This is a genomic window from Pantoea sp. PNA 03-3, assembly GCF_003201175.1.
Classification (GTDB): Bacteria; Pseudomonadota; Gammaproteobacteria; order Enterobacterales; family Enterobacteriaceae; genus Pantoea; species Pantoea stewartii.
Genome location: NZ_QICO01000001.1, coordinates 594,103 through 617,898, shown reverse-complemented (window position 1 = coordinate 617,898; position 23,796 = coordinate 594,103). Strand labels below are relative to the sequence as shown.

General features: G+C 54.6%; 22 protein-coding genes. 8 read left to right on the top strand and 14 right to left on the bottom strand.

The window, feature by feature from the left end:
* Positions 1-44: 44 nt before the first annotated feature.
* Positions 45-647 (bottom strand): TetR/AcrR family transcriptional regulator, encoded by a 603-nt coding sequence (locus C7433_RS02830; protein WP_033741167.1) that lies wholly within the window; start codon positions 645-647, stop codon positions 45-47.
* A 124-nt stretch (positions 648-771) separates the two neighbouring features.
* On the opposite strand from C7433_RS02830, the gene C7433_RS02825 reads away from it, so the two are divergent.
* The 4 genes from C7433_RS02825 to C7433_RS02810 all read left to right on the top strand — a co-directional run bounded on the left by C7433_RS02825 (position 772) and on the right by C7433_RS02810 (position 3,235).
* Entirely contained in the window at positions 772-1,062 is a 291-nt protein-coding gene (locus C7433_RS02825; protein ID WP_191091045.1) for a DUF1289 domain-containing protein, read from the top strand.
* 65 nt (positions 1,063-1,127) lie between these two features.
* A complete protein-coding gene (locus C7433_RS02820) occupies positions 1,128-2,024 on the top strand; it encodes an aldo/keto reductase family oxidoreductase (protein WP_033741168.1) in 897 nt (298 codons plus the stop codon).
* Between the two features lie 82 nt (positions 2,025-2,106).
* Entirely contained in the window at positions 2,107-2,625 is a 519-nt protein-coding gene (gene sodC, locus C7433_RS02815; protein WP_054633889.1) for a superoxide dismutase family protein, read from the top strand.
* 142 nt (positions 2,626-2,767) lie between these two features.
* A complete protein-coding gene (locus C7433_RS02810) occupies positions 2,768-3,235 on the top strand; it encodes a hypothetical protein (RefSeq protein WP_039340576.1) in 468 nt (155 codons plus the stop codon).
* Here the strand turns inward: C7433_RS02810 and C7433_RS02805 are convergent, their stop codons facing one another.
* The 3 genes from C7433_RS02805 to C7433_RS02795 are packed head-to-tail and all read right to left on the bottom strand — an operon-like array spanning position 3,236 to position 6,338.
* Positions 3,236-5,236, bottom strand: coding sequence for an FUSC family protein (locus tag C7433_RS02805; protein ID WP_110267575.1), 2,001 nt, complete (start codon positions 5,234-5,236; stop codon positions 3,236-3,238).
* Positions 5,233-6,090: an HlyD family secretion protein gene (locus C7433_RS02800; protein WP_199227844.1), complete on the bottom strand. Its 858-nt coding sequence runs from the start codon at positions 6,088-6,090 to the stop codon at positions 5,233-5,235. The genes C7433_RS02805 and C7433_RS02800 overlap by 4 nt, the downstream gene beginning before the upstream one ends.
* A 5-nt stretch (positions 6,091-6,095) precedes the next feature.
* Positions 6,096-6,338: a DUF1656 domain-containing protein gene (locus tag C7433_RS02795; protein ID WP_110267573.1), complete on the bottom strand. Its 243-nt coding sequence runs from the start codon at positions 6,336-6,338 to the stop codon at positions 6,096-6,098.
* Between the two features lie 143 nt (positions 6,339-6,481).
* Between C7433_RS02795 and slyA the strand changes: the two genes are divergently transcribed.
* On the top strand, positions 6,482-6,919 hold the full coding sequence (slyA, locus tag C7433_RS02790; RefSeq protein WP_006118997.1) for a transcriptional regulator SlyA: 438 nt from the start codon (positions 6,482-6,484) through the stop codon (positions 6,917-6,919).
* 46 nt (positions 6,920-6,965) lie between these two features.
* Here slyA and slyB read toward each other — a convergent pair whose 3' ends face one another.
* Entirely contained in the window at positions 6,966-7,433 is a 468-nt protein-coding gene (gene slyB, locus C7433_RS02785) for an outer membrane lipoprotein SlyB (protein WP_006118998.1), read from the bottom strand.
* Between the two features lie 282 nt (positions 7,434-7,715).
* Here slyB and anmK point away from each other — a divergent pair, with 282 nt between their 5' ends.
* Positions 7,716-8,837: an anhydro-N-acetylmuramic acid kinase gene (gene anmK, locus C7433_RS02780; RefSeq protein ID WP_006118999.1), complete on the top strand. Its 1,122-nt coding sequence runs from the start codon at positions 7,716-7,718 to the stop codon at positions 8,835-8,837.
* A 49-nt stretch (positions 8,838-8,886) separates the two neighbouring features.
* On the opposite strand, the gene C7433_RS02775 is transcribed toward anmK, so the two are convergent.
* Positions 8,887-9,120 carry a DUF4060 family protein gene (locus C7433_RS02775; protein WP_006119000.1) on the bottom strand — a complete coding sequence of 78 codons (234 nt, stop codon included), beginning with the start codon at positions 9,118-9,120 and terminating at the stop codon, positions 8,887-8,889.
* Positions 9,121-9,348: 228 nt separating this feature from the next.
* Positions 9,349-10,560: a diguanylate phosphodiesterase gene (locus C7433_RS02770; protein WP_110267815.1), complete on the bottom strand. Its 1,212-nt coding sequence runs from the start codon at positions 10,558-10,560 to the stop codon at positions 9,349-9,351.
* Between the two features lie 701 nt (positions 10,561-11,261).
* Between C7433_RS02770 and C7433_RS02765 the strand changes: the two genes are divergently transcribed.
* A complete protein-coding gene (locus tag C7433_RS02765) occupies positions 11,262-11,537 on the top strand; it encodes a hypothetical protein (protein ID WP_033741176.1) in 276 nt (91 codons plus the stop codon).
* 167 nt (positions 11,538-11,704) lie between these two features.
* On the opposite strand, the gene C7433_RS02760 is transcribed toward C7433_RS02765, so the two are convergent.
* The 7 genes from C7433_RS02760 to C7433_RS02735 form a co-directional block, all read right to left on the bottom strand.
* Positions 11,705-12,469, bottom strand: a complete 765-nt coding sequence (locus tag C7433_RS02760; protein WP_033741178.1) for an SDR family NAD(P)-dependent oxidoreductase — start codon at positions 12,467-12,469, stop codon at positions 11,705-11,707.
* 138 nt (positions 12,470-12,607) lie between these two features.
* Positions 12,608-14,680 carry a glycogen debranching protein GlgX gene (glgX, locus tag C7433_RS02755; protein ID WP_033741181.1) on the bottom strand — a complete coding sequence of 691 codons (2,073 nt, stop codon included), beginning with the start codon at positions 14,678-14,680 and terminating at the stop codon, positions 12,608-12,610.
* Between the two features lie 59 nt (positions 14,681-14,739).
* A complete protein-coding gene (treY, locus tag C7433_RS02750) occupies positions 14,740-17,271 on the bottom strand; it encodes a malto-oligosyltrehalose synthase (RefSeq protein ID WP_110267572.1) in 2,532 nt (843 codons plus the stop codon).
* A complete protein-coding gene (gene treZ / locus C7433_RS02745) occupies positions 17,268-19,055 on the bottom strand; it encodes a malto-oligosyltrehalose trehalohydrolase (protein ID WP_110267571.1) in 1,788 nt (595 codons plus the stop codon). Before treZ ends, treY begins: the two co-directional genes overlap by 4 nt.
* A gap of 465 nt (positions 19,056-19,520) precedes the next feature.
* Positions 19,521-21,785 carry a catalase HPII gene (gene katE / locus C7433_RS02740; protein WP_033741189.1) on the bottom strand — a complete coding sequence of 755 codons (2,265 nt, stop codon included), beginning with the start codon at positions 21,783-21,785 and terminating at the stop codon, positions 19,521-19,523.
* Between the two features lie 137 nt (positions 21,786-21,922).
* Positions 21,923-22,063 carry a hypothetical protein gene (locus C7433_RS23620; protein WP_158281337.1) on the bottom strand — a complete coding sequence of 47 codons (141 nt, stop codon included), beginning with the start codon at positions 22,061-22,063 and terminating at the stop codon, positions 21,923-21,925.
* A gap of 234 nt (positions 22,064-22,297) precedes the next feature.
* The gene (locus tag C7433_RS02735; protein WP_072021692.1) at positions 22,298-22,474 is read right to left on the bottom strand and encodes a general stress protein; all 177 of its coding nucleotides are present in this window, start codon (positions 22,472-22,474) and stop codon (positions 22,298-22,300) included.
* 326 nt (positions 22,475-22,800) lie between these two features.
* Between C7433_RS02735 and C7433_RS02730 the strand changes: the two genes are divergently transcribed.
* A complete protein-coding gene (locus C7433_RS02730) occupies positions 22,801-23,769 on the top strand; it encodes a UV damage endonuclease UvsE (protein ID WP_110267570.1) in 969 nt (322 codons plus the stop codon).
* Positions 23,770-23,796: the final 27 nt, after the last annotated feature.

The window sequence follows — 23,796 nt, the reverse complement described above, 5'->3', positions numbered from 1 at the left end:
CAACTCCTTTCAAGTAGACCGGTCGTCTACAAATGGTGGTTTTTTTAAACCAGCGGTTTTGTTAGCCACTGTTCGATGGTAATTAAGGCCAGCCGCATGGGCTGTGCATTACGGGATAGCTTGCTCTGTAAACTCGCACCCAGCCAGAGAACATAAAGCAGTTCAGCCAGTTGCTCCGGAGGCGAGGGCAGAGATAAATCCTCTTCGTGCTGTGCCTGCGTCAGCGCCTTAACATAGGCGGCGATAACGTGGCTGGCTCCCTGCTGCAAGGCTATGCGCATAGGCTCTGACAGGTCGCAGACTTCGGCTGATAATTTTACGCTCAGGCAGCCCACAATATTGCCCTGCCGTTCAAACAGATCGAGCGCATGGCGAAAATGGGCCAGTAATCGCTCACCCGCCGATCCCGCAGGCTGGAAGAGCTGCTGCTCAAGGTTCTGCAGGTAACGGACAAAGTACCGCTCAAGCAACGCCACGCCAAAGGCTTCTTTAGAGGGAAAATAGTAATAAAACGATCCCTTAGGGATCTGCGCCTGGTTCAGTAGCTGGCTCAGGCCCATGCCGGTAAAGCCCCGTTGCAGGCAAAGCGATTCGCCTGTCGTCAGCAGGTGTTCCCGGGTTTCATTACGTTGCGGCATCTTATTCATGGGGTTCATCCTGGTAGACCAATCGGTCTAATGCAAACTTTTATCGCGCGCCAGGCACGCAGTGTTAAATTGAAAGCGATTTAGAGTGAATAAATTGTTCAAGTTATGATTATTTCTTGCACAAATGCCGGACTCTGGCTTCAATAGACGTATCACCGTTTCAGTAGAGGCCGTTGTGGCAGAGCAGCTTGAGTTTTTTCCGGTACCCAGTCCCTGCCGGCGTATTTGCGAAACCGATTCACGTGGCTACTGCAAAGGCTGCCTGCGTAGCCGTGAGGAACGTTTTAACTGGCTGCAATACAGCGACAGTCAAAAGCGTGAGGTGCTCCGCCTCTGCCACCAGCGCCGTTTGCGCCTGTTACGTCAGCAGCACAAAGAAGAACCGCAGGAACCGCAACAACCCACCTTATTCTGACCGCATGGTGATTTCCGTTATACTCCCTGACACACATCCAGCCTCAAGGCCACAGGGAGAACACTATGCTACAACCGCAAGCCATCGCGCCACAGGGCCCCGACTTTTCACCGCTGATTATGGGCTATTGGCGTTTGATGGAATGGGGCATGACACCACAGCAGCTGGTGGGGTTTATTGAGCACCATCTTTCACTGGGCATTTCGACAGTCGATCATGCCGACATTTATGGTGATTACCGCTGTGAGGCCGCATTTGGTGAGGCGCTCAGACAGGCCCCGGGATTACGTGATCGGCTGCAGATCGTCACCAAGTGCGGTATCGCGACCCGCGCAAAACCTGAACACCAGATTGGCCATTACATTACGGAAAAAGCGCATATTGTGGCCAGTGCCGAACGCTCGCTGGGACATTTCAATACCGATCGCCTTGATCTGCTGTTGATTCATCGCCCCGACCCGCTCATGGCGGCCGATGAGGTTGCCGAAGCCTTTCTGCACCTGCATCAGGCAGGCAAAGTGTTGCATTTTGGCGTGTCCAATTTTACCCCCTCGCAGTTTGCCCTGCTGCAGTCTCGTTTGCCGTTTAGCCTCGTGACCAACCAGCTTGAGATCTCACCCGTTCAGCAACATGTTCTGCTTGATGGATCGCTGGATCACTGCCAGCAGCAGCGTTTGCGCCCAATGGCCTGGTCGTGCCTGGGGGGCGGACGTCTGTTCAGCGATCCGCATTTTCAGCCGCTGCGCGACGAGCTGGAAGCCATTCGTCAGGAGATCGGGGCATCAAGCCTTGAGCAGGTCGTCTATGCCTGGGTGATGCGTCTGCCGAGTAAACCCTTGCCCATCATCGGGTCAGGCAAAACCCATCGCATTACAGAAGCGGCAGGGGCGGCCGGGCTGACGCTCAGTCGGCAGCAGTGGTTCCGCATCCGCAAAGCCGCACTGGGCTATGACGTGCCCTGAGCGTAAACATTCGTCAATTTGCGGCAATCTTTGCGCTACGGGGCCAGGCTTAAGCTGAACCCCAGAGCAAAAAGGAGCCACAATGAAAGTGAACGCAATTGCGATAGCGACGCTGTTAGCCTGCGGTGCCGCGCAGGCGGCCAGCGAACAGGTGACAATTCATGCCGTTTCGGCGCAGGGAATCGGCAATGCCATCGGCACGGTAAATATTGAAGAGACGCAATACGGTTTGCAACTGACGCCCATGCTGGAAGGACTGAAGCCGGGCATTCACGGTTTTCATGTCCATGCGAAAGGCAGCTGTGAACCCGGCGAATCGGAAGGAAAAAGGGTGGCCGCGGGGGCGGCAGGGGGGCATCTTGATCCGGCGAACACCGGCAAGCACCTGGGGCCTTATGCTGAGGGCCATTTAGGGGACCTGCCTGCGCTCTATGTCGATGCGCAGGGTAAAGCCACCTATCCGGTGCTGGCACCGCGCATTAAAACGCTGAGCGAGGTAAAAGGCAAAGCGTTGATGGTGCATGTGGGCGGGGATAACCATGCGGATCACCCACAACCTTTGGGCGGTGGCGGGGCACGGTTTGCCTGCGGTGTTATCTGACGCTGTGTGTCGCTGATGGCGGCAGATTTTGCCGCCATCACGGCTTTTCGCTTGTTGACAATTTGTTGTAGCATCATCGTCTTATTCCCCCCTATGATACTGATTCCCGTTACAAAGCCTGACAAACTGAGGAGCAGTGCAAATGAAATGGAAGGGCGCCTGGCTACTGTGTCTGTTGCTGGCAGGATGCGATAAACCCAATGATACGCAACTGATCACAGAGACAGGACGTGAACTGCAGCGCACCATTGATACCAGTTCAGCACGCCTTCGCTGCGAAGAGATTGCGAAGGGCCGTGAACGGCTCAGTCGGGATGTGCGGCAAAAGCTTGAAGCGCAGCATTGCCAGAATGTTCTGCGCAGCGCCACGGAAACCAATTTCACGGATACCACCATTTACCGGCACAACACGACAATGATTTGTGGTGGCATCCTGGGCAAAAGTTTTACGGGGTCGATGATTTACCGGCGTTTTATCTATTCACCCGACGAAAAAGCCCTGGTGATTGAGCCTGTTTCCGAAGCCGATAAAACCCGGTTCGAAGGGCAAAAAACCGTTCAGCAACTTCAGGATGATTTTAACCGGCAGCACCAGCAGTATTGCCAGTAATCAGTCGGGAATCGCCTGTTTCAGCTGCGCCAGTGAACAGCGCAACCGCCACAGCAGGCCGGCCAGGGTGCCGGCGTCGGCACTGTTGACACTAAGCGCCTCTTCTGTGAGGCCCTGAAGCGCGTCCAGCGCAGTGTCCAGGTGGCGATGCTGCACACCGTGTAAGCTCATAATATTCTGCAGATTGTGCAATGCTTCGCTCCGGTACTGGTTCAGTAGCGGTGTGTCTGTTTGCCAGTCACGCAGTTGCCAGACGAGATGGGAACAGTTAAGCAGAACGACGCCCCAACGCAGTAGCCAGACGCGCGCCGTTTCATCTTTACTGTTACTGAGTTGACCAATTTTATGATAAATCAGCGATTCAAAACGGTTCTGATCCCGATGGGGATGCTGACGAAGCTGATCCAGAAACGCCAGCCTCAACGCCTGGATATGACGACGGCTGCGGCGTGAATCGGAGCTGGGCCGCAGGATCTGGAAAGCCAGCCAGGCCAGCAGCACACCGCAGACTTTCGCTATGTTATCGTTCACGAACCCCTGATAATCCCAGTCGGGCGGATTGGTGACGGCCAGAAACGACCCCAGAAAAACAATAAACTGGCCCCACATCGCCGCCCGCTGTTTTTGCTGTACCCGGAACAGTTGTAGCGTCAGCAGCAGCGGAAACAGGATGGCCAGCAGTTGCCACAGCTGATTAAACTGCACCATCACACCAAATTTAAACAGCACGCTAAAAGCAAACAGCCAGAGCAACGTTTTCAGTAACAGCGTAATGCTGCCTGTGGGCGAAGGGGCCGAGGCGTAAAGGACACAGGCAATCGCCGTAAACGTCAGGGCCGAGGCACCCGAGGTCCATTGTGTCGCGATCCAGAATGCGCAGCCTGCCACGATGATGCTGAATGTTCGTAGCGCACTCCAGCCGGCTTCGGCGCTGTCACTTTCGCTGGCCAGCGCAGACACTGCAGGCGGTTGAAAGCGGGTATCGGCATCAGCCTGGTCCAGCTGCCTTATCCAGCGCAACACATTGAGGTACATCCAGCAGAAGTAGCGCAACCGCTGACAAAATGCCCGTTGCCGGTAATCACCATCGCTGGCAGGGGTGATGCTGCGTAACAAAGCTGCCAGCCGGTACTTATCACAGTACGGTTTTGCCAGCTCCTGCATAATGCGTGTTAAAGCCTGATACAGCGCTTCCGGCGCATCTGGCCAGTTCAGCAGCATGCGCCGCAGGCTGGACAGAACGCTGGTCAGACGAAGCTGCTGATGCAGGATATAGTTCAGGACGTTATTTTGGCGACGAAAGCGGTAATGGCTCCAGAATGCCTGGATACGCAATAAATTCATGGTCAGGATCTGGCCAATCACCGCTTCGTGAGCGTGACGGATCTCGTCGTTCCGGGTGTCCTGCAAGAGCAGCGTGGCGTGATCCAGCAGACGCGTGTGCATCTGCTTCAGGGCGGAGATCAGGGCTTCACCGTCTGACGTACTGGGCAGGATCATCATCATTAAACCCGCACAGAGCAGCCCGGAAATCACCTCACAGACGCGCGCCTGGGCAATGTCCCACAGGCCACTGATATCGGTCAGATTGACACAGCTGAAGGCAATGATCGCCGCAGTGTACCCGGCCAGCGAAAACCCATAGGCAACATTATTTTGATAGTGGTTGGCCACCCAGGTACACAGCGCCAGCCAGCCTGCGATAAAAAAGGCAAACAGCCAGGGTTCATTAAGCGTATGGCCCGCAATCAGCAAGGCGGCCGTTGCCCCCAGCAGGCTTCCAACAATACGTCCCAGACTCTTACTGATCACACCGCCGATTGTCGGGAAGCTTACCACCGCAGCGGAGGTCATGGCCCAGTAGGGTTCGTTAAGATCCAGTCCATAGGCAATGCTCAGGGCCAGGCACATGGCAGCCGCGTTACGCAGAGCATAACGCCACTGATTGCTGTCCGCTTTCAGCCAGGGCAGGTTTTGCCAGGCCAGTCCGTTGAGGTTCATGGTTGTATCGTAATCGTGCAGGTCGTACCGGCGATTAACAGAGCGTTATCCGGGAGAGCAGCGAGACGAATGCGTACAGGTACACGTTGAGCAAGGCGCACCCAGGGCACGTTCGGCTTGATATCGGGCAGCAGCCCACTGTCGGCGTCCAGACTCTGATCGTAAATCGCGCGCCCTATGCTCTCAACCTGACCGGATAACTGCCGGCCCGTACTGTAGAGCGTCACCTGAGCGGCCGCACCCGGACGAATATGGCGCAATTTGGTCTCTTCAAAGTAGCCCACGACATAAAAAGCGTGACTGTCCACCAGCGCAAAAAGCGGAGTGCCAGCCGTGGCGAAATTGCCGGGACGTAGTGTCAGATTGCTGACCCAACCGTCCGTGGGGGCGTTCACGGTGGTTTGCTGTAAATTCCATGCGGCCTGTTCACGCGCGGCCTGCGCGGCCTTGACGTTGGCCTGCGCCCCCGCTGCATTCAGTCGGGCGACATCCAGATCTTCGCCCGAGATGGTATTGCGCGGCAGTTTACTGCGCCGGTTGAATTCATTTTGGGCTTTCGCCATATCGGCCTGCGCCTGGCTCAGCTGTGCGTCGGCTTTATGCAGAGCGATTTGCCAGGGCACAGGATCCAGCGTCAGTAACCGATCCCCTTTATGTACAAACTGATTATCGACCACGTTCAGTGCCGTGATCCGTCCCGAAATTTGCGGGGTGATCGTGACCAGCTCGGCACGTACTTTGCCGTCGCGCGTCCACGGTGACTGCATGTAGTAGTTCCAGGCCCACCAGGCGCTGAGAAGCGCCAGCGTGAAAACAATCAACGTAGAAAAGTACTTTAATCCTGAAAGGTTCATCTTTTTCATCCGTGCGCCATTAACCAGAGTGCGCCTGTTACACACAACACAAACAGCGAGAGATCGAACAAGGTGGGATGCCAGACCTCACCCGACGCAAGCCAGCCGCGCAGAAGCGGGTGGATAAATAACCAGAGAACAAAACCGGCCAGCACCGCTTTAAACAGGGGAGGGAAATAGAGTGAGGCGCCGAAAATCAATTCGGAAAACGGGCTGATGCTGAAAAATCCTTGGCGAATGATATCCATTGCAGTGCAGTATCCTGGAACCTGTGCGTGAAACAATTTCAGCCGAAACTGTTCACTTGGTTATTTGTAATTTAAACTTCGGGCTTGCAAAATGCTATACAATGCAGCTTGATAGCTGCGTACATACATTATAAGGAGATAGCATGGATACCCCTCTCGGCACGGATCTGTCCAGGCTGGTGCGAATCTGGCGAGCACTGATTGATCAACGTTTGAAGCCGTTAGAGCTGACTCAAACGCACTGGGTAACACTGCACAATATCCATCAACTGCCGCCTGAGCAGTCGCAAATCCAGTTAGCGAAAGCCATTGGTATCGAGCAGCCTTCTCTGGTCAGAACCCTGGATCAACTTGAGGAGAAAGGGCTGATTACCCGGACCACTTGCGCCCACGATCGCCGGGCCAAACGCATTAAGCTGACACAACAGGCAGAGCCAGTCATTCAGCAGGTTGAACACGTGATTGATATTACCCGGGATGACATTCTCTCCGGTATCAGCCGCGACGAAATCAACCAGATGGTGACGCTGATTGCGCGTCTTGAAAAGAATATTCTCGAACTGCAAAACAAAGAGAAATAACACCGACGCGCAGTGCGACCGGCACCGGCGTCGGTTGGTCACTGCGTTAACGCGGAGAAACGGTAACCTGACTACCGTCGGTGGCCAACGCAACACGTTGTCCGACTGAGTAACGGCTGGCTGCCTGTTTCTGCACCACCATAATGGTATTGCCGTCATCCTTACGGATTTCCAGCTCAACGCCGTCAGTTTTGTTCATTGCGCCTTGTACGCCCTGACCTGCAACGCCACCCAGCACCGCGCCTCCCGCTGTTGCCAGGCTACGTCCTGCACCACCGCCGATGGTATTACCCAGGAATCCACCCAGTACGGCGCCGCCAATGGCCCCAATGATGTTGCTGTCGTCTCCACCCTGGATTTTAACCGGGCGAACTGAGACTAAGGTACCGTAAGAAACACTTTGTACCTGCTTGGCCTCACTGGCACTGTAGGTATCGCCCGATAACGTATCGGTATTGCTACAGCCCGCCAGCATCGCACCAGTCAAAGCGACCACAATTAAACGCTTAATCATTTGAAACTCCTTTATTCAAGAATGCGCCATCTCTATCGCGAAATCCTGTAAACAGTATAAGACAGAAAACTGGCGAATTAACCTTCTGCGGAATAAAACATGGCTGTCGACAGCATAGACCGCAAATTTTTAACAATGATTCAATCAATCATAAAAATACCCGGGACGTTAACCACCAGACAGTTTATTGATTTAAAACAAAGTAATCGTGGATTCAGGGCCGATATTTTGTCAGGCTACAGGCAGCGTATTCACTTTTTCATCCCGATGAAAGGAACGGCTATGAAATCAGGACGCTACATTGGCGTGATGTCGGGTACCAGCCTTGATGGGGTCGATGTCGTGCTGGCCGCCATCGACGAAAATATGGTGGCGCAGCAGGCGAGCTACTGCCATCCCATGCCGCCCGACCTGCGCCAGAGCATTCTGGCGATTTGTCAGGGCCAGGCAGTGACGTTGTCGCAACTGGGGCAACTGGACACGCGACTGGGCCAGCTATTCGCTGACGCAGTACTGACGCTTATGCAGCGCGAGGCGCTGGAGATGAGCGATGTGGTGGCGATTGGCTGTCACGGTCAAACGGTATGGCATGAGCCGCACAGCGCGGCACCCAATACCTTACAAATTGGCGATAACAACCAGATAGTGGCGGCAACAGGCGTGACGGTGGTCGGGGATTTCCGTCGGCGCGATATGGCGCTGGGTGGGCAAGGCGCGCCGCTGGTGCCTGCCTTTCATCAGGCCCTGTTAATGGATGCCACGGAACGGCGCATGGTGCTGAATATCGGCGGTATTGCCAATCTCTCCCTGCTGATTCCGGGGCAGCCCGTGCGCGGCTTTGATACCGGGCCGGGCAATATGCTGCTGGACGCATGGATATGGCGTAATCAGGGGAAAGCCTATGATAAGGACGCGAACTGGGCGCGAAGCGGTAAGGTCAGTCCTGCGTTACTGGAAGCGCTACTGCGTGAACCCTGGCTGGCGCGGGTGCCGCCCAAAAGTACCGGACGTGAACTGTTTAATCTGGGCTGGCTTGAACAGCATTTGCGCCACTTTCCCGGCATCGCTGCTCAGGATGTGCAGGCCACGCTAAACGAATTTACCGCCGTGACCATTGCGCAACAGGTACAACTCAACGATGGCTGCGATCGGTTGCTGGTATGCGGAGGCGGCAGCCGAAATCCGTTGCTGATGGCCCGCCTGGCGGCGCATCTGGCCGGAACAGAAGTCACGACAACCGATACCGTCGGGATTAATGGTGACGACATGGAAGCGCTGGCATTTGCCTGGCTGGCTTACCGCACACTGTCTGGTTTGCCGGGCAATTTACCTGCGGTGACCGGGGCGCGGGAGAAAAGCATCATCGGGGCGATTTATCCGGCGAATCCGCGCTTTTACCGCTGAGAGAAAGGGGACAGGTTTGTCCCCTGAGCAGAAGGCGCGTAAAACAGCATCAGGCCACGCCGGGCAGGTGCGTCAGTTTACGCACGCCGGTAATGACGGTGGCGACGATCGTTTCACGTCGTGTAATGACTTCAACCTGGTAGTATTTGCTGCGATAGGCAATCGAATAGATAACCGGATGGTATTTGTTTCCCTCACCATAGCGGGACATATGGGCTTCAAGCGCGCGCGAGGCGGCTACGATATGGACGGGTTCTTTATCACCGCGGATGATTTGCTTCATTCAGTTCCTCAAATGCTGTACCTGTGGGGCGCGCCTTAAAACGGCGCGTGACTTCGGCCTTTAACACTGAACATCTGACTGCTTAACATCTTTGATAATTTAAAAACAGCGTGCACGTCGACTATTGCAATGCGATGACACAATCTGAAACGCGCTTCTAATATTTAGCAGCGCGTTTTCAGTCCGGCAAGGAAGAACGAAAAATTCACTTTCCTGCGGATAACCGTCTTATTTTAACTCAGGCCAGGTAACAGAGGAGACGCCGTTGACTTTCGGCCAGGAGAAAAGAAACCCCTGGAATTGTGAAACGCCGGCCGCTTCCAGCCACATCCATTCTTCGGGCTGTTCAATGCCCTCTGCAATCACGGTAATTTCCAGTGACGAACAACAGGCTAAAATAGCGTGCACAATAGCCTGCTTCGGGCCGCTTTTATGCACATTGCTGATAATGCTGCGATCAATTTTTATTTTGTCGGGCTGAATCTGCGTCAGTAAGGATAGCCCGGCATAGCCCGCGCCAAAATCATCCAGTGCCACGCTGATGCCCGCTGCTTTGAGCTGTTTCAGCGCCGCTGCAAAGTCGTCAGGACGGGAAATGATTTCATTTTCGGTAAACTCGACCACGATCTGCTCAGGAACCAAATCGTGGGCGTAGATTTCAGTAAGCAGAAACGTTACGGCATCCGGCACCAGCACCAGCGACATGGGCAACAGGTTGACTGACAGCATAATGCCTTCTATCCCCAGCGCCTTCGCCTGTGCAAAAGCGATGCGTTTGGACTGCAGATCGTCGCGGTAGATGTTCTCCGGCGGGAGGCGTGAAAAGTAATCCTGTTGTGTTTCGCCCTGCGAGCCCCGAAGCAGGGCTTCCAGCGAGACGATTTTACGTGCAAGGGGATCGATAATCGCCTGAAAAGCAAAATTGACGCCTTCGTGATTAATCAGCGCGTCGTCACCTTCGCGCACTTCCTCATCATCACTGATAAAATCCCAGCTTTCCGCTGAGGGAATTTCAAAATAATTCTCTTTTTCCCGTGCTTCGACAAAGGTGCGCAAAAATTTAAGCGCTCTGTCTTCATAGGTCAGCTGATATTTGGTTGTGCCTTTTTCAAGCACGGCATTAAGCACAGTGGTTTTATCGTATTCACGCAGATCAAACAGCTCCATGCCCACGTTACCGAAACGGCGGGAAGGCGCATAATCCCGCATTAATTCCACAATATTATGATGGCTGGTATCACGGCAGATACGTTCGTAAACCGCCAGTACATCATTCTCTGGACCTTCAAGAACCTGAAAAAAATGGGTGCCATTAAATAATAAGATGCCGGTAACGCTTGATGACTCATTAATTTTATTGGCTTTAGCGACCAGGCCTTCCAGCATTTTCAGTGGAACATGATCAGCGATGTGACTGCGATAGATAATTGTCAACAACATAACGTCTTCCAGATTCTTGTTCTTTTTACCGCACACATTGCCAAAACCCAGACCGGGCGGCCCCGAGCCTGCGTGAATGCCGTTGCAAAATGTGTTTGAGCCAGGCGTTTCCAGCATGGCGCAAGGAGGGTGCTTACCTGTGAGGTTCCGTTGTCACAGACGGGTTAATAGCGTTCAGATCACGCTGCCGGGCATCAACCGATTTGCTCTGGTTTTTTCTTTACCAGCGTGGTATCGCATCGTTTCCATTATATCAGCACTTCGACGTCCGGCGAGGAAATCCTGGTGTCTTTTTTGCAGTTTATGAACGGTTAATAAAGCAGTTTCTCTGCCTCAGCAGTCAGGTTACGCGGGGTAATCAAATTTTCTCTTTTATTGTCTCCTGCACGGGATTTAAAAAGGGTAGTGCCTTGATTTGGTATGATTTTCTCAGCGGGAGGCCAGACGATAAGGCCGAACGTAATGATTAAGACGGCGAACCGAACTTTTCGTATAAACCGTTTTGTAAAACAGGATGCTGATGCAACATTAACGGAAGGGCGAAGATGGGTTGCGAATAAATCTCAAAACCACCGTTTTATAATTGCCTGCGTAGTTTTAGGCATAATTCTCAGCTAGTGTTAATGACGCTACATTATTAAATAAAATCATACTTTGCTTTTTCTCACCTGATTGATACAGCAACCACCGGGGGCAGTACCATGCTTAAATCAAGCTACTATTATGTGTGTCCATACAACAGAAGCGGATGGATCATTCATAAAGAAGGCTGTGTTCATCTTTATAACAGCCGTGGCCGGGAATTTATTGGTTCACTGTATAGCCGTCAGCAGGCGCTGACAGTGGCAAAAATCCATCATCCCGAAGCGATTCTGTGTACGGTCTGCCTGAGCCATTATGTCTGTCCCACAGCCGGCAACCGTCTCACTTCCCGTGGCCGTCCGCTGCCGACACGACATACGCCAAAATCATCCTGAATAAGGCTGAGTGATAAAGCAGGGGACTATGATGTCAGAAGGCGGAGGGCGCCGGTCAGCCCGACGTGCCAGAAGTTGAAATGGCGGTTGCTGAGCCCGTGAAATAACGGGCAGCGGCGCTGTCGTGCAGTCAATAAAAAGCAGCTGCGAACAGCTGCTTAAGTCGGTTAAGCCTGTTTAGGCTGACCGTTTGAGGCGGTCAGGCCGCCATCGACAGGCAGATTCGCCCCGGTAATGTAGCGGGCGTCGTCGCTGGCAATAAACGCAATCGCATCAGCGATATCTTCCGGCTCCCCGGCGCGACGTAGCGGAATTCGGTCGTAGAAGCGTTCAAGCAGTGCCTGATCGTTCTTAACGCCTTCGGTCAGGTCGGTAAACGTAAAGCCAGGACAAATGGCGTTGACCCGCACGCCATCGGTGCCGTAGTCCATCGCCAGTGAGCGGGTAAAATTGGTGATTGCGCCTTTCGCCGCGTTATACACACTCATGCCCCAGTCGCCGCCCAGGCCTGATACTGACGAAATGTTCACGACGTTGCCCCGGGTTTTCAGCAGGGCAGGCATAAAATAGTGCACGCAGTGGAAGACGCCGTCGAGATCAACGCTCATCAGCTTTTTCCAGTCAGCGAGTTCAATCTCGTGAATGCGGCCCTGCACGATGATCCCGGCGTTATTCACCAGCACATCAACGCGGCCATATTTTTCTTCAACGCGGCTTGCCAGGGCCTGAACCTGGTCGGCTTCAGCGACATCACAATCGGCAACCATATGGTCCTGACCCGACAGTTGTGCCGCGACCTTTTCCAGTTTATCCCGGGTACGTCCCACCAGCACAACAGACGCGCCTTCCTCCGCAAAGCGTTTTGCACTCGCTGCGCCAATTCCTGATCCGGCGCCTGTCACTACAACGATTTTTCCTGTAAATCTGGACATGTTGCCTCCTTAATGGCGTTGCTTTTCTGTTGATACGCGTTTAAGCCTGGCAGCCACCAGGCTCAGGTCAAGCGCAGCGCGTCCGGATGCGCAGAGTTTAACCTGAGCAATCGCGGTACGCGTTGCGCTAACGCCGGCCTACGGCCTTCTGAACAGCGCCATACTGCGGCCTTCCAGTTCGAAGTCCTTTTCCTTGGTAATCACCAGACCGCGTTTATCCACATCGCTGGTGGTCAGCTCCAGCACCCAGCCGCCGTCACCGAACTGCGGAATACGGAAGGGCACATTACCCTCGAAAGGATTAATTAACATCAGCACGTCATACCAGATTCCTTCCTGATTCTGCAGGTCGGGCCGACCGATATAAACGCCAAGGGTTGAGCCTTCATCCCACTGTTCAGCCTGTTGCAGACCGCCGCCCGCATTGAACCATTTAATTTCCATGCCATCGCGCCAGCTTTCGCGCCGCAATAACGGCTGGGTTTTACGTAAGGCGATAATGTGACGGGTAAATTCGCGTAACGCTTCGGCGGAAGGGGGCAGATTGTCCCAGTGAACCCAGGAAATTTCACTGTCCTGACAATAGCCGTTATTGTTGCCCATCTGGCTACGGCCAAACTCATCGCCTGCCAGCAGCATGGGCGTACCGTGCGAGAAAAACAGGGTGGCCAGGAAGTTACGCTTCTGACGCTCACGGACGGCATTGATGCCTTCGTCATCCGTCGGCCCCTCAACGCCATAATTGTACGAACGGTTATCGTTATGCCCGTCGTTATTGTCTTCACCATTGTCGGCATTATGCTTCTCGTTGTACGACACCAGGTCGTTCAGCGTGAAGCCATCATGCGCCGTGATAAAATTGACGCTGGCCCAGGGGCGGCGACCGCGCTGGTCATACAGATCGCCGGAGCCAAGCAACCGCGCCGCAAAGTCGGTAGAGACATTATTGCCTTTCCAGTAATCACGCACCGTATCGCGATACTGATCGTTCCATTCCGCCCAGCCCGGCGGGAAACCACCGACCTGATAACCACCCGGACCAATGTCCCACGGTTCCCCGATCAGTTTTAATCGGGAAAGCAGCGGATCCTGAGTAATGGCGTCGAAGAAGCCGCCGCGTGGATCAAAGCCTTCCGGTTCACGTCCCAGAATTGTACCCAGATCGAAGCGGAAACCATCGATATGCATGGATTCTGCCCAGTAGCGCAAGGAGTCCGTGACCATCTGCAACACACGTGGATGCGAGGTGTTGACCGTGTTACCGGTTCCGGTGTCGTTAATGTAGTAACGATGCTGGTCCGGTAATGTACGGTAGTAGGAGAAGTTATCGATGCCCTTAAACGACAGGGTTGGACCGAGCTCATTGCCCTCGGCCGTGTGGTTATAAACCACGTCCAGAATCACTTCGATACCGGCATCATGGAAGGCGCGCACCATATCGCGGAATCCCTGAATTCCACGCGGGCCGAAATAACGTGTGGCCGGGGCAAAAAAGTTCAGTGAGTTATAGCCCCAGAAGTTTTTCAGCCCTTTATCCAGCAGGTGTTGATCGTCGGGAAACCAGTGCACCGGCAGCAACTCTACTGACGTAATGCCCAGACTTTTGATATAGCCCACCGTCGACTGATGGCTCATGCCATCGTAGGTGCCGCGCATCTCCGGAGGTAACGCCATGTTCAGTTGGGTGAAGCCTTTCACATGGGTTTCATAAACGATGGTTTCTGACCAGGGAATCTGCGGCCGGTTCTGATCCTGCCAGTCAAATTCGTTCGGATCGATGACGCGACATTTCGGCGTAAAAGGCGCACTGTCGCGATCGTCAAACGTCAAATCTTTATCGTCGTGATACAAATCATATGCGAAGTGCGCCTCATTCCAGGCGATATCTCCGGCCAGTTCGCGCGCATACGGATCGACGAGTAATTTGTTAGGGTTGAAGCGGTGACCGTTTTCCGGGTCGTAAGGGCCATACACCCGGTAGCCATAAAGCGCACCTGGCTGTAAACCCGGCACGTAACCGTGCCAGATCTCATGCGTAAACTCTGGCAGCTCCAGACGGGCGATCTCCTGCTTGCCGCTGGGATCATAAAGACACAGCTCTACGCGTTCTGCATGCGCAGAAAACAGCGCAAAGTTGACGCCTTGCCCATCATAATTTGCCCCAAGCTGATGGGCCGATCCCGACGTAATTTCAAAACGATGATTTGACATCTGTCCCTCTCAATTAACGAACCCAGTAACGGCGTTTTAGTCCTTGTACCAGCCTGTTTCTAGCAAGCTAACAGTGCCAGTGCCCAAAAGTTATTTAATCTGTCCAGCGCAATATGGTCGGTCAGGGTGATTTCCTCACCGCTCAGCAGATCGCGGTAGCGTCGATGCGCCAGCGCCTCAGGCAGCGGGATCGCGGTGTCATCCCAGCGTCCGGCAGGTGGGGACGTCAGCGTCTGTAGCGTGTTAAAAATCAATCGCGGCGTAATCACGATAATCGCCTCGTCACCCTGCGTGCGGGCAAACGCCAGCAGCGCGTCCTCATGGGCGCCCTGTGCCGTCAGCGGCAGGTACGCGCCCCGGGCAAACAGCGCGGGGTGCGACTGCCGGGCGTTCAGCAAGGCCTGCGTGGCATACTGGTTCACGTGACCACTGAGCCAGCCCTCAGGCGTATCGGGCAGCGCGGTGATGCCAGCATGCAGCATCTTGTCCAGCGCCGCGTAATCGGGCTCACGCCGGTTGTCCGGATCGACCAGGCTGAAGTCAAGCGCTTCGCTTCCCTGATAAATATCCGGCACGCCGGGTGCGGTAAGTTTGATGATTCGCTGGCTCAGACTGTTTATCAGCCCGGCCTGAATAAACGGCTGTAATGCGGCGACAAAATCCTGCAGAAAAGCCTGATTATCAGGGGAGAGCAGATGATGAGCGTAATCCAGTACCGCCTGTTCGTAATCCGTATTGTTTTCCGTCCAGTCGGTACGCAGCTTGGCTTCACGCAGGGCTTTTTCAACGTAGCCGGCAAAGCGCTCGGCCAGGGCGGCCAGTCCGGCCCGATCATCCGGTTGCAACGTCGGCGGCCAGACGCCCGCCAGTGCCTGAAAGAGTAGCCATTCCACGGTGGCTTCGGGTGCCGGACCCTCCGCAAGCGAGCGGATCGCCGGGCGATTCAGCTCACGCCAGCGCGCGACACAGGCTGCCCACTTCTGCGGTGCTTCTGTCAGGGTATAGAGACGGGCACGGGCATCTTCGCCACGCTTGGTATCATGGGTTGAACTGGCGGAAAGAGCATCGGGCTGGCGCGCAAGGCGGTCCTGCATTTCCTCATGAAACTGCGCCGGTGTAAACTGCGCCTGCAGCGGTTCTGCGCCCACTTCATTCAACGCCAGCGCCATGTTTTGACGATAAAACAGCGTGTCTTCGATGGATTTCGCCATCAGCGGGCCGGTCAGTTGCTGGAAACGTGTACGGAAGCTGTCTGCCTGCCCGGTCACCGCATGCGCCACATCACCCTGCATAATGCGCAGCAGGAAATCCAGCGCGTGGCTGTCCGGTGCATGGGCTGATGCCTTGACGTCTGCGGCGACCGCCTGCAACCGTTGCTGGTCATCGGCGGTCAGGCCCTGCGTATTGCCATAGGTACGATAAACCGGAAACGCCACCAGCAGCTCACGCAGCGCGTTGCGCAGATCGTCCGGGCGCACGGCGACGTGTTCATCTTCGGCAATAGCCGTGGCCAGCTGCAGCAGACGTGAAAACTCGCCGGCAAAGTTACGGTCTGCCATCAGGCATTTCGCTTTACGCAGTTCCTCTTCCATCTGCACGTCAGCGCCGCTGACGTCTTCCCAGGCCTGACGCAGTGATCCAAGCGTTTTATTATCCACCAGCACATGAGACAACGCGCTGATAAATTCATAGCCCGTGGTGCCTGAGATGGGCCAGTCGGCCGGAAGGTGTTCTCCGGCGCCCAGGATTTTCTCAACGGTGAGATAACAATCTGGCCCGGCGGCCTGGCGGAGCTGCTCCAGATAGCCTTTGGGATCGGCCAGCCCGTCAACGTGGTCAATGCGCAGCCCGTCAACCGCACCGCTGTGTACGAGGCTCAGAATAAGCCGGTGCGCATCTTCGAACACCGCCGGATCTTCCACCCGCACGCCCACTAAACCGGTGACCTCGAAAAAGCGACGATAGGAGAGGTCGTGTGCAGCATCGCGCCACGACATCAGCCGCCAGGGCTGCTGCTCATGCAGTGCCGCCAGGTCGCCTTTGCCGCTGAGCTGGAGCACCGCCGCTTCTCGGCCCTCCCAGCTTGCCGGGGTCAGCGGATAATAGCTTTCGAAATAGGCCAGCGCGGGCTTGCCTGTATCGGGATCGCGCTTCACGCTGAGCTCGCCATTTTCCAGCACGGTATCGATATCGTCGCCCAGGAACGGCAGCGTTAAGCGCCGTGACCAGTCAATATCAAAGTAACGTGCATAGCGGCTGTCCTGACCATGCTCAAGGACGTCGCGCCACCAGCCATTTTCCAGCGAGGCCGCCATGTGGTTGGGTACGATATCAATAATCAATCCCAGTCCGGCGGCTTTCAGGGCGCTGACCAGACGATCAAAGCCCGCACGACCGCCAATCGCCGGATCGATCGCGTTGACGTCGGTGACATCGTAGCCGTGGGTGGATCCCTTTGTAGCGGTAAAAATGGGCGAGGCATAAAGATGGCTGATGCCCAGGTCTTTCAGATAGGGCACCAGCGCCGCAGCACGATCAAACGTCATGCCGTTACGAAACTGAATACGGTAGGTAGCGGTTGGAATACTCATTTGCTGTCTCCCGCAGCCAGACGAACCACGATGGAATGTTGGGGCAACCGATCGGCCGCTTTCGGCCAGGCAAAGAGGGTTTCACCGGGCATTTCAGGCAGCGGCTGGGCCTGCTCACCTATGTTCAGCGCCATGGACAGTGTCCCCGCAGGGAAGGTCCAGCTCACGGCAACAAAGCCCTCGGCGGTCGCCAGCACCTGACCGCTGTGACCGCCTGCGGTGGCCAGCAGCGGGACAATGGACTGCTGTCGGATTGCCAGCAGTGACCGGGTCAGCGTCAGCCAGCGTTGGCCTTCCTCACTTTCCAGCTTGCGCCAGTCCAGCTTTGAACGCACAAACGTCGCTTCGTCGTTTGGATCGGGCACGCTTTCGCCCTCATGACCGGCATGGCCTTCAAACTCTTTTGCCCGGCCTTCACGCACGGCTTTAGCCAGATCGCCATGAAAATCGGTAAAGAACAGGAAAGGGTGGGTTTCGCCATACTCTTCCCCCATAAACAGCAGCGGGATATGCGGTGATAACAGTAATGTCGCCAGTAGCACCTGTGTACGTTCAGCGCCGGCCAGCGAAATCAGCCTTTCGCCCTGCGCACGGTTGCCCACCTGGTCGTGGTTCTGAATAAAATCAACAAAGGCCACAGGCGGCTGTCCCGTGCTGTCTACACCGCGTTTCTCACCGGACTGAACGGACACCTCACCCTGATAGACAAAGCCCTCGGCCAGCGCGCGCGCCACGCGTTTTTCAGGCTGATCGGCAAAGTCTTTGTAGTAAGCGTGCGTTTCACCGGTGGCGAAGACATGCACGGCATTATGGAAGTCGTCATTCCACTCCGCCGTAAACAGCGGCACGCCGCCGTTTTCCGTCCTGGGGTGCAGGAAAATGACGTTACGGCAATCTTCGGTGGTGAGGTGAATCTGGCGGTCAGGAATGTCCGCCCGGATCCGCTCAGCAATCTCCGTTAGCACATGTTTGTCAGCGATATCCTCAATCTGATCGATGGCATCAAAACGCAGGCCGTCCAGACAATACTCCTGCAGCCAGAAAAGGGGCGCTTCCGCGATATAGCGGCGAACGGCGTCAACATCATAGGCAATACCCGCGCCCCACGGCGTCATGCGATCTTTGTGAAAGAAGTCGGGTGACAGCAGCGGCAAATAATTTCCGTCCGGACCAAAGTGGTTAAGCACGATGTCGAGTACAACTGCAATGCCATAGCCATGCGCGGCATCAATAAACGCTTTGAAATCGTCGGGCGAACCGTAGGCGGCATGCGGTGCGTAAAGCAGCACGCCATCGTAGCCCCATCCGCGCTGGCCGCCAAACTGCGAGACCGGCAACACCTCAATCATGGTGATGCCGGTCTCAGCCAGATAAGGCAGTTTTTTAATTGCGGCCTGGAAAGTACCTTCTTCCGTAAACGTGCCGATATGCATTTCATAGACCACGCTTTCCTGCCACGGACGACCACGCCAGTCGGTGTTCTGCCAGCGATAGTGTGTCGGATCGATAACCAGCGACGGTCCACTGACATCATCCTGCTGCGCGCGTGAGGCGGGATCGGGGATAACGGTGCCATCGTTCAGCACAAAGTTGTACGCTGCGCCCGCCTGAATGCCGCTGGCATGATATTCAAACCAGCCGTCTTCGGCGGGTGTCATGGCACTATCCTGACCGTCCAGTCGCAGCGTGACCTGCTGCTGGCCGGTCGCCCAAACGCGGAAACGCACGCTCCCGTCGGCCAGAAACTCCGCCCCCCAACTCTTACAAAATGCTGTCGATCCCATTCCGTTGCCTCTTTAATCAGAAAGTACGCAATAAGCACCCTCACGCTATCGGTCAGCCGAGGGTACGGGTTGAAAATGTTGTTAACGAGATCAGGCACCCAGGAGAGGGGAACGCCTTCATCACCTCTGCCTGCGTTACTATTCAGAAAGTGTTATGTGTCATACCGCTTCAGACGCCAGGCAGCGTCTGTTTCACACCATGCTTAAGCCCTAATCATAGACTACGTTGCCGCATTTACTGCGCGTGCCCGCCTTTGTACACGATTTATTCCTCAGCGAGGCTGATACGCACCGCCATCGGGCCCGCCCTGGCTTTCGCTGAATTTTATGGAAAATCAGATAAAACCCTGTGCCGTTATGCACAAAAAAACCGCCGTAAACAGCGGTTTCGCGGTCAAACAGGTGAATTTATGTGACGTTGTCACGATAACGTCAGCCAGACCCGAGAGCCTGGCTGACGCGCCATCAGGCCGGGATGGTTTCCGCCTTTTGGCTACGTGACCAGACACGGTGTTCGGCCATGGCCGCCGTGAAATCATTCATCAGCGCGATTTCAGCATTGTCGGCTTCCACGATGCCGTCTTCCTGCTGATTCTCATCCAGGTCAAACTGCGCTTTAAAGCGACGCGCTTCCCCACTCAGACCAATGACTTTCAGGTGCTTGTACGCTTCCAGCAGGAAGTAGCGTGCATCACCACTTTTCAGCAGCGCATCCATGTTGCCATTGGGGACGATCACGGCGTCGAACGTAAGGGAAGGCAGGCCGTTAAAGGTGGCATCGATGGGTAACTGTGATCCATCGTCGGCACTGACCTGGCCCATGTGCGCCGCCAGCAGTTTCGTATGCACGCCGGCCGTTTTCAGGTGTTGCAGGATATGCAGCACATCATCGGCGTTAACGCCCTCGCTGACTAACAGCGCCACCTGGCGGCCTTTGATATCCCCATCCGGGATCGCGTACAGGCTCAGGCTGTCATCCTTTTGCAGGCCGTTAACCTCTTTTGGCGCGGCGGTATTCAACTGGTCGTCGCTGAGCGCAATCCCCAGATTGGCGGCAACGCCCTGCGCCAGCGTGACGTCAATGCGCAGCAGATGATCGAGCACGCGCTCACGAATGTAAGGGCGAGCCACTTTACTCAGTTCAAACGAATACGCGCCAATAATATGTTGCTGTTCGATGGCAGTCTGGCTGTTCCAGAACAGTCGCGGCTGTGAATAGTATTCGCCGAATGAAGGGCTGCGTTCGCGCACTTTATGTCCTTCAATGCGCTCCTGATAGCTTTCAAAGCCGCCACCTTTTGCCGCCGGTGGGGTTTCCCGTGGCCAGTTGTCATTGATCGAGTTCGGCTCGTAGTTGGCCGGATTGGTATCAATGTCCATCCGGTGCATGCCCTGACGCTGAAAATTGTGGTAAGGGCAAACCGGGCGGTTAATCGGAATTTCATGGAAGTTAGGCCCGCCAAGACGGCTGATTTGCGTATCGGTGTAGGAGAACAGACGGCCCTGAAGCAGGGGATCGTTGGTGAAATCCAGGCCGGGAACGATGTGACCGGGATGGAAGGCGACCTGCTCGGTTTCGGCGAAGAAGTTGTCCGGGTTGCGGTTCAGCACCATTTTGCCGACGCGCACCACAGGCACCAGCGCTTCAGGAATCAGTTTGGTGGCGTCCAGAATATCAAAGTCAAACTTAAACTCATCCTCTTCCGGAATCATCTGCAGGCCAAGCTCAAACTCAGGGAAATCACCCGCTTCAATCGCTTCCCACAGATCGCGACGGTGGAAGTCGGGATCGCGGCCTGTCAGCTTCTGAGATTCGTCCCACAGCAATGAGGCTTTACCGGCCAGCGGTTTCCAGTGGAAACGCACAAACGTGGCTTTACCTTCGTCGTTGATCAGGCGGAACGTATGAATGCCGAAGCCTTCCATCGTGCGGTAGCTGCGTGGGATACCGCGGTCGGACATCGCCCACATAACGTTGTGCAGGGTTTCGGGCTGCAGCGAGACATAATCCCAGAATGTGTCGTGCGCACTCTGGCCCTGAGGGATCTCATTGTGCGGTTCGGGTTTCACCGCATGCACAAAGTCCGGGAACTTATGCGCATCCTGAATAAAAAAGACGGGCGTATTGTTGCCCACTAAATCAAAAACGCCTTCCTCGGTATAGAACTTGGTGGCAAAGCCACGAATATCACGCACGGTATCCGCCGAACCGGCACCGCCCTGAACGGTTGAGAAGCGCACAAAAACCGGCGTGATCTGCTCAGGCTCGCTCAGAAAATGGGCTTTGGTCACGTCCTTCAGCGAGCAGTAAGGCTGGAAGTAACCATGCGCGGCCGAGCCGCGCGCATGGACGATGCGCTCAGGGATGCGTTCATGATCAAAATGGGTGATCTTCTCCCGCATAATAAAATCTTCAAGCAGCGTCGGACCGCGTGATCCGGCGCGCAATGAGTTCTGGTCGTCTGCAATACGGGTGCCCTGGTTGGTGGTCAGCGCGCTGCCTGTGCCGCCTTTGCGGTTCACCTCCAGCTGATCCAGCTTTGCATTACGCGTCTCAGGGGCTTTAAGGCTGCCGGGCGCCGTTGGTTGTTTCCCCGGTGGTGTGGGTTCGGCAGGAGGCTGATGTGAACCGTCTTTGGGGGCTAATGATCCCAGGCCGGGCTGTGAGGATTCGGGGCCGGTGGTTGGGGCACGGTGATTCAGGGGCGTAGTAGATTTCTCATTCGACATGACACATTGCTCCAGCTTTTTTTATACGACGTGAGGTGGCTGTAAATATAGAACACCTCACCGATTACGCCTGAAAATATTCTGTTTAACCGGTGCGCTTAAATATCGCACGGTGTGTGATGCCTGTTTTTTTATTTTCAGCAAAGCACAGGCGGAAATAATTTATTAGCGAAATTAAATAGCAAATTTTGGATATTTTTTCGTTGTTTTTCATTTGTTTGATTGTTTTCTGTAAAGACGGGGAAGGGCCGGGCAATCGTCGCACGTTTATTTTTCATGCGGTATTTTCTGAAACAGGTCACCTCTCGTGATTAACGCACTTTGCTGGCGATACGGTATTTTACGCATAGCGTTATACCGCTGCGCTTATTAAGATAAAGGGCGAAGTGATTGAGTCAGACAAAAGACAAAGCAGAGCCGGTGATAGTGTGCAGAGCGGATAAAAGGGGGAACTGACAGAGAAAAAGTGCCAGTCCATGGCGTCGTCCTTCCTCAAGGCGCCTTACTCAGAACTACTTAGACGTGCGTCGGCTGGTTTTGCCGCCTTTCCGACCGGCCTCCCTGGCTCTTTCAGGATCGTTTCTGAAATTACCTCCGCTGGCTTTGCCTCCTGCACTGCCAGCTTCACTGGCGCGATCAGGATCGTTAGCAAAATTTCCGGCTCCACCTCTGTATTTCTGTTGTGTCATAGTCAGACCTCATATCAGTGTTCCGTAAGATAAAAAGGACTAGCTAGTCACACTGTCATTTTAGTTGTTACAGGAAATTATGCCACTCTGCACGCGCAGACTTTTTGCGGCTTCCGTAAATTATTTCCCGAAAAATCAGTAAGTAATATTCTGTTACGGGTGAGCGGCTGTGACGGGATGAGTGACGCTTATCGTTCACCCACTGTCAGAATGGGTTTAATGAAGCATTACCTGGAAAGATGGTCATTAACCTATTGATAAAATTGCCCAAAATGGCGAGTTAAAAATTAGCTGTTACACTTTCTGAATACCTTTCAGGAGTGACTATGAAATTAGGCTTTGCATGCAAGTACTTAAATGCGGACGGCAAGCAGTTCTTTCCCTTTCGCGCCACCACCCGGACACGTTTTCTCAGCCTGGATAAGGCGCAGGGCGGCGCACTGCTTTATGAGATCGCGCAAACTAATTTGCAGAATCTGTATTTAACGCTGGAGGCGATAGCGACACAGCCTGACGCGTTAAGAATGATGCGCATTGGTAGCGATTTACTGCCGCTGTACACCGTGCCAGAAGCAAAACCCCTGTTTGCCCGTTTTTTGCCGGAACTGTATCCGCTTTTTGCCCGCTGCGGTGAACTGGCCAGACGGCATAACATTCGTCTGTCATTCCATCCGGGACAGTACAGCGTGCTGGCGTCAGACAATCCCGATGTAGTAACCCGCGCGCTGGAAGATGTGGAATACCACGCCCTGTGCGCCTGCCTGATGGGCTACGGCAAAACCTTTCAGGATTTTAAAATCAACATCCATATGAATGGCAAACGGGGTTTTGACGGGTTTAAACAGGCCTTTCACCGTCTCAGTCCCGAAGCCCGCCTGATGCTGACGGTAGAAAATGATGAGATATCCTGTTCGCTGGACGACGTGCTTCAGGCCCGTGCATTGTGTCCCGTCGTGTTAGACATTCATCATCACTGGGTGAAAGAGAATCAGTTTATTCAGGCCGATGATGTTCGTATTGCCCAAATTACAGAGTCCTGGCGTGGGGTACGGCCAGTATTGCACTATTCCATTTCGCAGGAGGGCCTTATCCCTGAGAAGGGGTTCCCCGATCAGCAGCAACTGGCGGTGCCAAAAACCAAACTGCGGGCGCACTCCGATTATTATTTCAACGCGACGCTCAATGACTGGGCATTGTCGTATAGCGATTTCGACATTATGTGCGAAGTGAAAATGAAGAACCTGGCCAGAGAAACGCTTTACACGCAGGCAAAAAGTCACAGGCTGGTGGCCTGACAGGACCGGCGGGCAAAAAAAGAAGGG